Below are 13,687 nucleotides of genomic sequence, written 5' to 3'. Positions count from 1 at the left end.
CGCCATATCGTCCATCATCCGCGAGTCCCGCTGTTCCGGCAACCCGCTTTGGGGCAGCCCTGCATTGCTGCCGCCCTTAACGCGGACTTGACCGGATTGGCTCGCGATCTCCATATAACCCACCCTTTGTGTGAATGACCGAAACTGGCTCGTCCCCCATGTCCGATAAGACTCCCGATCCTTCCGTCGCCGCCTTCAAGGAACAGCAGGACCGCTACCGCGATACCGTGTTCCTCCCCCGTACCGGTTTTCCGATGCGCGGCGGCCTGCCCAAGCGCGAGCCTGAAACGCTCGCCCGCTGGGCCGCGACAGGACTGGACGAAAAGATCCGCGAGGCCGGGAAGGGACGTCCCGTCTTCACGCTTCATGACGGACCACCCTACGCCAACGGCCACATTCACATCGGACACGCCCTGAACAAGGTGATGAAGGACGTCATCAACCGCGCCCATCGCATGTCGGGGTATGAGGTCCGCTATCTTCCGGGCTGGGACTGTCACGGCCTGCCGATCGAATGGCGGATCGAGGAGCAGTATCGCAAGGCCGGCAAGGACAAGGATCAGGTACCCCTGCTGCAGTTCCGCGCCGAGTGCCGCCAGTACGCCGCCGAATGGGTGCAGAAGCAGGCCGAGGACTTCAAGCGCATTGGCGTTCAGGCCGAATGGGCCAACCGCTATGTGACGATGGACTTCAGTTCCGAAGCCAAGATCGTCGACGAGATCGGCAAGTTCCTGCTTAATGGCAGCCTCTATCGCGGCCTGCGCCCCGTCATGTGGAGCCCGGTCGAGAAGACGGCCCTGGCCGAAGCCGAGATCGAATATCACGACATCGATTCCACCACGATTTTCGTGGCCTTTCCGATCCTCAAGGACCCGACGCCCGCCCACGCCCTCACAGGGGTTTCGGCCGTCATCTGGACGACCACGCCCTGGACCATCCCGGCCAACCGTGCACTCGCCTATGGTCCGGACATCACCTATGTCGTTCTGCGTGTCGATGAGACGAACGAGAACAGTGTCGTCCCGCAGGGTGCCAAGCTGCTGGTGGCCGAGGATCGTGTGGAGGCGTTCTGCACGGAGACGGGCATCACCGCCCATCACATTCTCTACACCCTGCCGGGCAACGGGCTTGAAGGCGCGGTCTGCGCCCATCCGCTGCGTGGCCGTGGCTATGAGTATGACGTGCCGATGCTGCCGGGCGACTTCGTTACGACCGATGCCGGTACGGGCCTCGTCCACATGGCGCCGTCCCACGGTCAGGACGACTTCATGCTCTGCCGTCAGTACGGCATCGAGGTCCCCGAACTCGTGCAGGACGACGGCCGTTATGCCCCGTGGGTTCCGCATCTGGCCGGCATTCACGTCTTCAAGGCGGCCGACCCGGTCTGCGACCTGTTGACCGAAGCGCGCCAGTCCGCCGAACACGATGACGCCCCGGCCACCGGCCTGATGGCCCGCGGAGTGGTCCGTCATTCCTATCCGCATTCCTGGCGTTCCAAGGCGCCGATCATCTTCCGCGCCACGCCGCAGTGGTTCATCGCGATGGATGGCGAGACGAAGCTGCGCGAAAAATCCCTGAGCGCGCTGGACAACGTCACCTTCGTCCCCGAAGCCGCCCGTCGTCGCCTGACCTCCATGATCGAGCAGCGTCCCGACTGGTGCATCTCCCGCCAGCGCGCCTGGGGCGTGCCAATCGCGGTTTTCGTTGAAAAGCGTACAGGCGAGGTCCTGCGCGATCCGGCTGTCATGCAGCGTATTGTCGAGGCCTTCCGCGAAAAGGGTGCGGATGTCTGGTATGAAGCGGATCCGTCGCTGTTCCTTGGTGAAGGGCGCGATCCCGCCGATTACGAACAGGTCTTTGACATCGTGGACGTCTGGTTCGAAAGCGGCTCCACGCATCGCTTCGATCTGGGACAGGAAGGCCTGAATTTCCCGGCCGATCTCTATCTTGAAGGCTCCGACCAGCATCGCGGCTGGTTCCAGTCCTCCCTGCTGGAAAGCGTTGGGACGATGGGTGTCGCGCCCTACAAGGCGCTTGTGACCAATGGCTTCGTCATGGACGAACAGGGCCGCAAGATGTCCAAGTCGCTGGGAAATGTCGTGGCCCCTTCGGATGTGACCGAAAGCCTGGGCGCCGACATCCTGCGCCTGTGGGTCCTGAACTCCGACACGAACGAAGATCTCCGCATCGGGCAGGACATCCTCAAGCAGCAGGGCGAACTCTATCGTCGCCTGCGCAATACCCTGCGCTGGCTGCTCGGCGCCCTGGATGGCTTCACGCCTGAAGAAGCCGTGCCCTACGCCGATCTGCCGCCGCTGGAGCAGTATATCCTGCACCGCCTGACTGAGCTGCGAGGCCTGATCGCCAGTGCGGTGGAGACGCATCAGTGGGTCGGTGTCTATCCGGCACTGCACGGCTTCTGCACTACTGATCTGTCGGCTTTCTATTTTGACATCCGCAAGGATGCGATCTACTGCGACGCGCCCTCCGATCAGACCCGCCGCGCCGCCCGCACGGTGCTGGACGTCCTGCACCGTGCGCTCTGCACATGGCTTGCGCCCGTCCTGGTCTTCACGGCCGAGGAAGCCTGGCAGGCCCGCTTCGGCGAAGGAGAGAGCGTGCATCTCGCGCAGTTCTTCGAGCCGGACGCCGAGTGGAACGACCCGGAACTCGGCAATCGCTGGGAAGACATCCGCGCCTATCGTCGCCTGATCACGACCGAGCTGGAAACGGCCCGCCGCGACGGCACGATCGGTTCGTCGCTCGAAGCCAGCGTCACGCTGCCGCTGTCGCAGGAAGAGGCCGGGATTTTCGGTGGACTGGACTGGGCCGAACTACTCATCACGTCCCATGCCGAGACCGAGCTTCTGCCGGGTGACGCGGCTCATGGCGGCCCTCAGGTCGAGCGCGCTCCGGGCCATAAATGTGCCCGCTGCTGGAAGGTTCTGCCCGAAGTCGGTGACGATGCAGAACATCCGGCCCTGTGCCGTCGCTGCATCAGCGTGGTGAGTGCCTGATGTCCCTGTGGCATGAAGGCATGAGCCGGACGGGCCGCATGGTCCTGGGGTTTGCCCTGCTGGTTCTGGTCCTCGTTCTGGATCAGGCCAGCAAGGACTGGATCCTCTATGTCTATCACCTGCCGGACCGCGGATCCGTCGAGATCCTGCCGTTCCTGAACTTCACGATGGTCTGGAACCATGCCGTGACGTTCGGCATGTTCGGCGGCCTCGGCAGCAGGGGACCGTGGATTTTCTGTGCGGTTTCCCTGATCGCTGTGGGGCTTCTGGTCTGGACCCTGACCCGCACGAAGCGCACGCTCGTGGCGGCGTCCTGTGGCGCGATTGCCGGTGGCGCCATTGGCAATGTCATTGACCGGCTGCGCTATGGCGCGGTGGTGGATTTCCTGCATGCCCATGCGTTCGGCTGGTCATGGTATGTCTTCAATGTCGCGGATTCAGGGATCGTCTGCGGTGTTATCGTCTGGCTGATCGACTCCCTGCTTGCGGAACGTAAGGCTGCTGCCGAGTGATGCTATTGCGGAACTTGTTCCAATGGCTTGCCCCCGCGTCGCGTGGACTGTAGGAGTGTTGCATCATGATCGCGTCCCAGGGGCCCTCCATGCGCCGTAACCGTCTTTCCGTTGCCCGTCTCAGTGTCCAGATGGGTGCCATGGCTTCCGTCGGCCTGCTGCTTTCGGGCTGCTCGGGCGCCGATGTCTCACGCGCGATCGGTCTCGAACGGGCCATGCCCGACGAGTACACCGTCACGACCCGCGCCCCGCTCTCCATGCCGCCTTCCGAGCAGATGCAGCTCCCGGGTGCCGCAGATGCTCATCGTCCGGACGAAAGTCCGCGGATGCAGGCTCTTGAAACCCTGTCGCCGGACACGGCCCTGCACCCCGATGCCGGACAGGGCAGTTCAGGCCAGACTGCGCTCGTAGGACAGGTGGACAAGTCCGCCAGCGCTCCGAACAACGCCGAGCTTGGCGCGGCCGATGCCGGTTTTGTGGACAATCTGATGTTCTGGAAGGGCGGCAATGCCGGTTCCGTCGTCGATGGTGACGCCGAAAACCGCCGCATCCGCGAGAACTCGGCTCTGGGCCGCAACCCCGCAACGGGTGCGACCCCGACCGTCAGAAAGAAGAAGGCCTTCCTGGGCGTTCTCTGAAGTACCCTCCGTCCCGACTGCCCCCTGACGGGGTGGATGGGGCGGCCCTGTCTGCCGTCCGGCCCCTGTCCGGACGATGAGGAGGCATCGTGTCCGAGGCCCCGTCCTTTCCCCGCCCCACAATCCGTCGTCTTTCCGGCCACGTCATTGATCTGATCGCGGCTGGTGAAGTCATCGAACGTCCCGCTGCCGCTCTGAAGGAGCTGGTCGAAAACGCCATTGATGCCGGGGCGACCCGCATTGTGGTCGCCCTGCGTGCGGGCGGGACAGACCGGATCGACGTCATCGACAATGGCTGCGGCATGACCCCGGTCGAGCTGGAACTGGCCGTCGAGCGGCACTGCACCTCCAAACTTCAGGACGAACGCCTCGTCCAGATCCGCACGCTGGGCTTCCGGGGCGAGGCTCTGCCGTCTATCGGTGCCAGTGCGCGTCTGTCCATTACGTCCCGTACGTCGGATTCCGATACCGCCTGGTGTATCCGCGTTGATGGCGGTGTCATCACACCGCCGCAGCCTGCATCCGGCCCGGTCGGCACGCGCATCGTTGTGACAGACCTGTTTTTTGCCACTCCGGCGCGTCGCAAGTTCCTCAAGAGTGCGCGTGTCGAAAGCAGCCATGCCGAATCCGTCATGCGCCGTCTGGCCCTGTCCGCGCCCCATTGTGCCATGCGTGTTCTGCTGGATGACAAGGTGCTGTTCGATCTGCCCGAGCAGAGCCCCATTGCGCGTGCGGCTTCCGTTCTGGACATCACGCCCGACACGCTTATCCCGCTCGACGAACAGCGCGGGGCCGTGCGTCTGTCGGGGTTCGCCTGCGGTCCGGCCCGCACCCGCGCCACCGGATCGGGGCAGTTCATTCTGGTCAACAACCGCCCGGTAACGGACCCCATGCTCCGGACTGCCATCCGCGTGGCCTACCGCCCCGTGATCGAGCGTGGCCGCTTCCCGGTCATGGCGCTGCATCTGACAGTGCCGCTGGAACGGCTGGACGTGAACGTCCATCCTGCCAAGACGGAACTGCGTTTCGCCGACGAAGCCGAAATCCGATCCCTTGTCATTGGCGGTCTGGGCCGGGCGCTGGGTCATGGCTCGAATGGTGGCGGGGGCATCCATGCCAGCTTTGGCGCACGTCCCTCGATTGTCTATCCCCCCCGTCCTGCGGAACGTCAGGATACAACTCCCCTGCTGAGCCCCACTCAGGGACGTCTTTCGGCAGGATATGACCCGGCCCCATCGCCTATTGCCGCCACAGGCGCTGTTCTGCGGAGCGGATTTGCGGAAACGGATCCGGCTTTCGCCCCTGCTGCCCGCGCCCCGCAACATCCCGAAGCGCTTGATCCCGCGTTCCCGCTGGGTGCCGCCATCGCGCAGGTCTTCGATACCTATATCCTGGCCCTCGCACCTGATGGCGACCTCGTCCTCGTGGACCAGCATGCCGCCCATGAGCGCCTGACCCATGAACGCCTGCGCGAACAGTATGCCAATGGCGGCACATTGCGGTCGCAGGCCCTGCTTCTGCCGGAAGTGGTGGACCTGCCGCGTCGCGAGGCCGAGGCTCTCATGATGCGGGCGGAGGATCTTTCAAAGCTCGGGATCGATCTTGAATCTTTTGGTCCCGGCAGCGTGCTGCTGCGCTCGGTGCCGGCCCTTCTGGGCGCTCAGGACATTCAGGGGCTCCTGAAGGATATTGCCGACGAACTGGCCAGCGATCCGGATCTGGACGCCGCCAGTACAGGAAGTTTCTCGCATCATCTGGATGCCATTCTCGCGCGGATGGCATGTCATGGCAGTATCCGCGCAGGTCGTCGCCTCAAGCCCGAGGAAATGGATGCCCTGTTGCGCGAGATGGAACGGACACCGCGTACAAATACTTGCTCGCATGGACGGCCGACATGGCTCAAACTGACACGGCGTGAACTTGAACGTCTTTTTGGGCGCGTTAAATAACACGCAGGGTTGAAGAGCGGTTTCTTGCAGCACCATGTTAGGACCAGCGGCGATCACTTTGGCGGCAGGAAAGACAACAGAATGTCAGCGTCACTAAAAGGCAGTTCCGAGGTCAGCAATGCCTCGCTCATCCACTCCCTGCGGGCCATCGTGGGCGGCCGGCACGTCCTGACGAAGCCATCTGCGACCTACCGCTTTCGCAAGGGCTTCCGCTTCGGCATGGGCGACGTGGTTGCGGTGCTTCAGCCGGGTAGCTTGGTGGAACTGTGGCGCGCTGCAAAACTCTGTGCCGAAACGGGCCGGATCATCATCATGCAGGCCGCCAATACCGGCCTGACCGGCGGTTCTACCCCTGATGGCAACGACTATGACCGTGACGTGGTCATCATCAGCACGAACCGCCTGGACGGCATCCACCTGATCGGTGAGGGCAAGCAGGTCGTCTGCCTGCCGGGCTCCACGCTGCATGATCTTGAAGAAAAACTCGCTGCCATCGGCCGTGAGCCTCACTCGGTCATTGGCTCGTCCTGTATCGGCGCCTCGGTTCTGGGGGGTGTCAGCAACAATTCCGGCGGCGCGCTGGTCCAGCGTGGACCGGCTTTCACCGAGATGGCCCTGTTCGGCCAGATGGGCGAGGACGGCAAACTCCACCTCGTCAATCATCTGGGTATCCGTCTTGAAGGCAATCCAGAGCAGATCCTTGCGGCCGTACAGGCCGGTCAGCTTCCGGAAAATGCCATCGACTGGAAGGCCGGGCGCGGTCACGACGAGAACTACGCCACCCATGTCCGAGACGTGGATGCCGACACTCCCGCCCGTTTCAATGCCGATCCCAACCGCTGGTATGAAGCCGCGGGCTGTGCGGGCAAACTGGTCGTGTTTGCTGTCCGTCTCGACACGTTCGAAGCCAACAGAAATCCGGGCGTGTTCTATATTGGGACGAACAACACATCCGACCTCGAAGACCTCCGCCGCCATGTTCTGACCCATTTCGACGAACTGCCGATCGCCGGTGAATACCTGCACCGCGATGCGTTCAATATTGCCGAAAAATACGGCAAGGATACGTTTGCAGTCATCCGCTATTTCGGCACGAAATACCTGCCGATGTTCTTCTCCATGAAGTCTAGGTTCGACGTTTTTGCGCAGCGCCTGCCGTTCCTGTCCGATCATTTTAGCGATCTGGCGATGCAGTTCCTCAGCCGCTTCCTGCCGAAACAGCTTCCCCAGCGCATGTGTGACTACCGCGACCGTTTCGAGCATCACCTGATGCTCAAGGTCTCCGCCCACATGACCGGACCTGTCCGCGCCTATCTGGAGCAGTGGGCCTCAAGCACGGGCGGTGCTTTCTTCGAATGTACGCCGGATGAAGGTACGCGCGCCTTCCTGCACCGCTTCGCCGCAGCCGGTGCTGCCGTGCGTTATCGTGCGGTCCATACGAAAACCGCTGAAGATATCGTGGCGCTCGATGTTGCTCTGCGCCGTAACGATCGCGAATGGTTCGAGGTCCTCCCCAAGGAAATCGAGGACCGGATCATCGTCAAACTCTATTACGGCCACTTTTTCTGCCACGTGATGCACCAGGATTACGTGATCAAAAAGGGCTACAACGCCATGCAGGTGGAGCACGACATGCTCCCCGGACTGGATGCTCGTGGCGCCCGTTATCCGGCGGAACATAATGTCGGGCATCTCTACAAGGCGCCTGAGGAAATGGTTGCCCATTACCGCAGTCTCGATCCCTGCAACTGCTTCAATCCGGGCATCGGTCTGGCCACGAAGAAGCGGAACTGGGTTGCCGAGAGCGTATGACGTGCTCCCGGCTTGGCTCTTTGTCAGAATGCAGCGGTCAGGTTCATGTTGAAGGACCGCCCCATTCCGGGCAACGGCCCCAGAATACCCGTGGCATCGTAATCCCCCAGTGAGAGCCCGCCCAGCGGCAGGTAATATCGCTGGTTCAGCACATTCGCGAGTTCGGCATTGAGCGTGAAATACCGCCAGCGATAGCTCCCCCCAAGGCCCAGAAGCGCATAGCCTGGCGTGCGGGGCTCATTGCGCAGCCAGTCCACGGTGTCCTTGGATTTCACAAGCGTGACCTCGACGCGGCCCGTCCAGTTCTCATAGGTTTCGTGCAACCCGATCAGGCCATTCGCGGGCATCTGGTGATACAGGCCCGAATGGGTCACCAGATCCACGCCGCGCACCCAGTTGATATTCCCGACAAGCTCGCCCCGTCCGTAGGCATGCCTGTCCCACAGGCGCACGGAGCCTGAGGCGTTGATGCCGTAGCTCTGGGCATTATGGTTGACGAAACCCAGCATCGAAAGCCCGTTCGAGAAGCTGCCCAGCCGCCGGACGTTAATGTAGTTGTGCGTGTAGGTGTAAAACGGCTGGATCTTCAGGTCCCAGTGCTGCGTTGGGTTGGGGTCATGCCAGTCCACCGTCACGCTGGCCGTATTGGCCACTTCGGGCGACAGGTTCAGGTTCCCCACATAGCCGTTGCCGTCGCCAAACCAGCCGATCATGCGCGTTGCCATGCTGCCCATGCCCCAGGCATAGCGCTCATACAGGTTCGGCGAGCGCGTCTTGCGGGCATAGCCACCTTCGATGGACAGGCTGTCCAGCGGCTTCCACCGCCCCGTTGCCGTCACGTCGAAATTGACGTCCGTCCGTCCGCGGGACGCCTTGTTGAATGTCTCGGCTGCAGCAGCATCCGCCATCGACATCATGCTGCTCCAGGAGTACGGCGCGACCTTCCCCGTATTCATCATCACCACATCATTGCGGAATCCGAGCTGTGTGGAAAAGCGCGGCAGCCACTGCGCATCCCATTCCACGAAATGGCCCAGCCGGTCCCGATGGCCGTTATTGATGTTGTGATAAGTCCCAGGCCCCATCATCGTGCTGCCCTGCAAAGGCGGCCACCAGTCGTTCAGTCCGTTATGGTCGAAGGAACTGCCCAGCTTCAACGTATGCTTCAGCCCGAGCGGAATGGTCGCCTTGATCGCATAGGCCGCTGTCCGCGCATCCGTATTCATCGGCATGCCCGTGGTGGCACTATGCCCACCCTTGTCCGACAGCATGTTCATGACATGCGTCACCCGCTGCCAGGACCCGCGCACATCCAGCGTGCCCCAGTTGAAGTCGCCTTTATACTTGCCGTTCACGAAGGTCGAACGGTTGTTCGTCATGTCCATGTACTGGTTGGGAAAGCCTTCATAGGGGATGTCCTGCTGACCGAACGTCAGGGCCAGCAGATGATTGGCTTTCTTCACGCCCAGCGTCACGGCATGGTTGAAGCTCAGGTAATCCGTTGACCGCACACGCTGCCCGTTCCCGCCGGTCTGATAGTCGCTGGCATGGGAATAGGACGCTGTATAGCGCAGGCTGAACATGTCATTGGCGACCGTCAGGGACCCGGAAGCACCGGAGCCGCCGCCATTGCTGCGATAGTCGCCGCGCACATGCCCGGTCACGAGGATATTGCCTTCCTTGGCGAACAGCGGGTCTTTCCGCTCGATCTCCACGGTGCCGCCGATACTGTCCCCGCCCAGACTGACGGGCGTGATGCCGGCGATTGCGACGGCGCGGGACACGCTGTCCGGATCGACATAGGACATGGCCGGGTTCATGTGGTTCGGGCAGGCCGCATCAATCCGCATCCCGTCCACGAGTGTCGCCACCCGGTCATCGGCCATGCCGTTCAGCACGGGCAGGGCGGAAACACCGCCTGCGGAATAGGTGCTGTAGCCCAGTGCATGGTCCAGAAGATGCGCCGTATCCGCGCTGGTCGTCCGGGGCTGGCGTACACCGTTGACGGTCAGATGTTCGGCTTTGCCGGATTCGACGGAGTCCGGCTGGGGCAGCGTTTCCTGAGCAGAGGCTCCTGAAAAGGCGCTCAGGGTCAAAATGATGGCCGCCAGGTACGGGCGCACGTGAGGTGCACCGTCTGCGCGGGGGCTGACAAAGGGGAGCATGATCCGCATCCTCGACTGGTCTGAAATCCAGTCACGGCGGATCACGTCCTGAAGGGGCGCCCGAAACGGGCAGACCGCAGGAAGTTCCGTCCTCCGCCATGACCACGATAGGGGTCAGACGAGGCGAGGTGGCCCCCGGGACGGCGGAAGCAAACGCCCGATCGCAGGGGGTGCGCGGGGTGTGCCCGGGTGTTGCCGGATCTGACGGCTTGTGGTCCCACGTGTCGGTACGACAGGCAGGCTGGCAAGAATGACCGCCAGAAGCTGCAACAGCGGACAGAGCGGGCAGGTGCCGTCATGGGAATGGTGGTGATGATGCTGCCCGGCCGTCATTCCAGGCATGGGGCCGGCCATCACCATGGAGGACGGTGCAATGTCGATCCCCGTCAGGCGTTCGATCGTCGCCCGCGGACTTTCTTCGGGGTAGGCGCATCCCTGAAGGACCAGCTGTCCCAGAAACCCCAGAAGAACCACGGCGATGACTGCAAGGGCAGACAGACCGGATCGTTGGTTCGAAGAGGGAAAGAGGCGGGACATGACGCCCGCATCTGGCGCGCGTGTCGCAGGTCGGTCAAGGGAGCGAAATACGACCCAGCCCTATATTTCTGTCAGTTTTCAGCCGATTATTGCCCAGGCGGGATCAGTGGAGCGGCTTCTGGCGCCCTGTCAGGACATTCCCGGCCGATGCTGCCGCGATGCACAGAACGCCCATCCAGCGCATGATGGACAGCGCCTCATGCAGGAAAATGAATCCTGAAAGCGCACCCAGCATCGGCTCCATGCTCAGCAGGATTCCCAGCTCGCGCGGGTTCAGGGTCCGCATCGCCATCATGTCCAGAATATACGGCACAGCTGAGGACAGGACCGCGACGCTCAGCGCGGCTCCCCCCTGCCAGGGATGGGTCAGTACCGTCGGAATTGTCGGGATCAGGCAGGGGAGCAGCAGGATACCCGCCGTGCTCATGCCTAGAGTGGTGGCGACGGGGGCGGGGAACATCTTGCCCATGCGTGTGCCGGTCAGGATATAGACTACCCACCCACATCCGCTCAGCAGGGCCGCGGCCACGCCAAACAGATTGAGCGATGACAGGCCAATCGTCGTTCCCTCGGGCCGCAGCAGCAGGAAGAGCCCCAGAACCACAAGCCCTGCCCAGCACAGGTCCAGCCATCGGCGGGATCCGACCAGTGCCAGCGTCAGAGGGCCTGTGAACTCAAGGGCGACAACAACGCCCAGCGGCAGCCGGACCAGCGCGACATAGAAGCAGAAGTTCATGACCGCGACAGCGGCGCCATAAGGCAGCAGCAGTTTCAGCCGTTCGACTGTCAGCGAACCGCGTGTTGGCCGCCAGATGCACAGCAGAATTACGGCCGCCAGACACACGCGCAGTCCCACCATGCCGGTCGGACCGAACAGGGGAAACAGCCCCTTTGCCAGCGTTGCGCCGATCTGAAAGGAGGAAATCCCTCCGATCAGACATCCGACGGCCTTGAGCTGGCTATGAGACTCCGTGGAGCTGGCCGGTGACGACACGCTCAGACGTCGAGCTCATCAACGGACCGGGCGTGTTCCTGAATGAAGCGGAAGCGCAGCTCCGGCTTACGGCCCATGAGGCTCTCGACACGCTCGCTGGTCGCCAGACGGTCCTCGGCAGGGGTGATGACCCGCAGAAGCGTGCGCCGGGCCGGATCCATGGTCGTTTCCTTGAGATCCTTTACCGGCATCTCACCCAGGCCCTTGAACCGGGAGACCTCGACCTTCGCATTCGGCTTGAAATCAGCCTTGATGCGCCGGACGCGGTCCTGATCGTCCATCGCATAGACCGTCTTGGGCCCATGCGTGATCCGATAGAGCGGCGGCTGTGCCAGATGCAGATGCCCGTGACGGATCAGTTCCGGCATCTCGCGATAGAAAAACGTCATCAGAAGCGAGGCGATATGCGCCCCGTCCACGTCAGCATCCGTCATGATGATGACGCGCCCATAGCGCAAACGACTGATATCGAACGACGCCCCGATGCCGCAGCCCAGAGCCTCGGTCAGGTCCCGGAGTTCCTGGTTGGCCCGCAGCTTGTCCGTCGTCGCAGAAGCCACGTTGAGGATCTTTCCACGCAGCGGCAGCACGGCCTGCGTCTCACGGTCACGGGCCTGCCGTGCTGAGCCACCGGCCGATTCGCCCTCTACGAGAAACAGTTCTGTCTCCGCCGCATTTTCGCGCGTGCAGTCCGTCAGCTTGCCCGGGAGACGCAGCTTGCGTGTCGCGCTTTTGCGGGCTGTGTCCTTGACCTCACGGCGACGCAGACGCTCTTCCGCCCGCTCCACCATGAAGGCCAGCAGGGTGTCCGCCTGCTGCGGGTTGCCGCCCAGCCAGTGATCCACACGGTCACGCAGCGCCCCTTCGACCAGCCGCGAGGCTTCCTGCGAGGTCAGCTTGTCCTTGGTCTGGCCCTGGAACTGCGGGTCGCGGATAAAGACCGAGAGTTTGGCGGCAACGGAGCCAAGCACATCCTCGGCCGAAATTGCCGCAGCCCGCTTGACCTTGCGCTGATCCCCCCAGGCGCGCAGCCCTTTGACCAGCGCAGCCCGGAACCCGGCCTCATGCGTTCCACCCTGAGGCGTGGGGATCGTGTTGCAGAACGAGGACAGCGAGGCCGTGCCGCTCTCAAGGAACGCCACCGCCCATTCTACGCGCCCACCCGTGCGGCCATCTGCGGCAATCGGCAGCTCGACGTCACCGGCCCAGATCGGCGTCAGCAGATCCGGATCAGGCCCGAGTTCCGCCGAAAGAGCGTCTTCCAGACCGTTGGGGAACTGGATGGTGGCCTCGACCGGGGTCTCGTCTCCGGCCTTGATAAGGGATGGCTCGCATTTCCACTGGATCGTGACGCCCCGGAACAGAGCCGCCTTGGAGCAGCACATCCGGTAGAGGCGCGCAGGGGAGAAATGATGATTGCCGAAGATTTCCGGGTCGGGTGTGAAACGCACCGTCGTGCCCCGGCGATTGGGCGCATTGCCGACTTCCGCCAATGGCGCCAGCGAGACACCGCGCACGAAGTCCTGCCGGTACAGCGTCCGGTCCCGCGCGACCTCGACTTCCAGCTTCTCGGACAGCGCATTGACGACTGAACTGCCGACGCCATGGAGGCCACCGGACGTGTCATAGGCCTTGCCGGAGAACTTTCCACCTGCGTGCAGTGTGGTGAAAATCACCTCAAGTGCGGATTTCTCGGGAAATTTCGGGTGGGGATCGGTCGGGATGCCACGGCCATTGTCGCGCACCATGAGCGTGCGCGGGCCTTCCAGCCGTACGTCGATGGTCGTGGCGTGTCCCGCCACAGCTTCATCCATCGCGTTATCGAGGATCTCGGAGGCCAGATGATGATATGCGGTATCATCCGTGCCGCCGATATACATGCCCGGACGGCGCCGGACGGGCTCAAGCCCTTCCAGCACCTCGATGTCGTGGGCGCCATATTCCGTGTCGACCGTGCCCTTGCGGGCGCCGCCGGTCCGGGTTTTGCCTGTCTTTCCTGACTCGAACAGATCGCTCATGTCTGCGTTGTCGCCGTCCCGTCACGGAACGTCAAGCGAACGCTT

General features: G+C 62.8%; 9 protein-coding genes. 5 read left to right on the top strand and 4 right to left on the bottom strand.

Annotated features, from left to right (window positions below):
• Positions 1–158 precede the first annotated feature (158 nt).
• The 5 genes from ileS (at position 159) to dld (ending at position 7,928) form a co-directional block, all read left to right on the top strand.
• A complete protein-coding gene (gene ileS / locus KP701_RS05615; protein WP_215746258.1) occupies positions 159–3,017 on the top strand; it encodes an isoleucine--tRNA ligase in 2,859 nt (952 codons plus the stop codon).
• Positions 3,017–3,529, top strand: coding sequence for a signal peptidase II (gene lspA, locus KP701_RS05610; RefSeq protein ID WP_215746257.1), 513 nt, complete (start codon positions 3,017–3,019; stop codon positions 3,527–3,529). Before ileS ends, lspA begins: the two co-directional genes overlap by 1 nt.
• A 65-nt stretch (positions 3,530–3,594) precedes the next feature.
• Positions 3,595–4,167, top strand: coding sequence for a DUF3035 domain-containing protein (locus KP701_RS05605; RefSeq protein WP_215746256.1), 573 nt, complete (start codon positions 3,595–3,597; stop codon positions 4,165–4,167).
• An 89-nt stretch (positions 4,168–4,256) separates the two neighbouring features.
• Positions 4,257–6,116 (top strand): DNA mismatch repair endonuclease MutL, encoded by a 1,860-nt coding sequence (gene mutL / locus KP701_RS05600; RefSeq protein ID WP_215746255.1) that lies wholly within the window; start codon positions 4,257–4,259, stop codon positions 6,114–6,116.
• Between the two features lie 81 nt (positions 6,117–6,197).
• Complete coding sequence (dld, locus tag KP701_RS05595; RefSeq protein ID WP_215746254.1) at positions 6,198–7,928, top strand: D-lactate dehydrogenase; 1,731 nt, start codon at positions 6,198–6,200, stop codon at positions 7,926–7,928.
• A 23-nt stretch (positions 7,929–7,951) separates the two neighbouring features.
• On the opposite strand, the gene KP701_RS05590 is transcribed toward dld, so the two are convergent.
• The 4 genes from KP701_RS05590 to parE all read right to left on the bottom strand — a co-directional run bounded on the left by KP701_RS05590 (position 7,952) and on the right by parE (position 13,642).
• Positions 7,952–10,093: a TonB-dependent receptor gene (locus tag KP701_RS05590; RefSeq protein ID WP_215746253.1), complete on the bottom strand. Its 2,142-nt coding sequence runs from the start codon at positions 10,091–10,093 to the stop codon at positions 7,952–7,954.
• 114 nt (positions 10,094–10,207) lie between these two features.
• Positions 10,208–10,630: a DUF2946 family protein gene (locus KP701_RS05585; RefSeq protein WP_215746252.1), complete on the bottom strand. Its 423-nt coding sequence runs from the start codon at positions 10,628–10,630 to the stop codon at positions 10,208–10,210.
• 103 nt (positions 10,631–10,733) lie between these two features.
• Positions 10,734–11,624, bottom strand: a complete 891-nt coding sequence (locus tag KP701_RS05580) for a DMT family transporter (protein WP_215746251.1) — start codon at positions 11,622–11,624, stop codon at positions 10,734–10,736.
• A 2-nt stretch (positions 11,625–11,626) separates the two neighbouring features.
• Positions 11,627–13,642: a DNA topoisomerase IV subunit B gene (parE, locus tag KP701_RS05575; RefSeq protein ID WP_215746250.1), complete on the bottom strand. Its 2,016-nt coding sequence runs from the start codon at positions 13,640–13,642 to the stop codon at positions 11,627–11,629.
• Positions 13,643–13,687 lie beyond the last annotated feature (45 nt).

The sequence above is a fragment of the Gluconobacter sp. P1C6_b genome, from assembly GCF_018811945.1.
Classification (GTDB): domain Bacteria; phylum Pseudomonadota; class Alphaproteobacteria; order Acetobacterales; family Acetobacteraceae; genus Gluconobacter.
Note: the sequence above shows the minus strand (reverse complement) of the source record. Positions and strands in the feature narration are given on the sequence as shown.

Coding starts and splice junctions, on each gene's coding strand:
- ileS (WP_215746258.1), top strand. CDS start 159: ATGTCCGATAAGACTCCCGATCCTTCCGTCGCCGCCTTCAAGGAACAG.
- lspA (WP_215746257.1), top strand. CDS start 3,017: ATGTCCCTGTGGCATGAAGGCATGAGCCGGACGGGCCGCATGGTCCTG.
- KP701_RS05605 (WP_215746256.1), top strand. CDS start 3,595: ATGATCGCGTCCCAGGGGCCCTCCATGCGCCGTAACCGTCTTTCCGTT.
- dld (WP_215746254.1), top strand. CDS start 6,198: ATGTCAGCGTCACTAAAAGGCAGTTCCGAGGTCAGCAATGCCTCGCTC.
- KP701_RS05590 (WP_215746253.1), bottom strand. CDS start 10,093: ATGCTCCCCTTTGTCAGCCCCCGCGCAGACGGTGCACCTCACGTGCGC.
- KP701_RS05585 (WP_215746252.1), bottom strand. CDS start 10,630: ATGTCCCGCCTCTTTCCCTCTTCGAACCAACGATCCGGTCTGTCTGCC.
- parE (WP_215746250.1), bottom strand. CDS start 13,642: ATGAGCGATCTGTTCGAGTCAGGAAAGACAGGCAAAACCCGGACCGGC.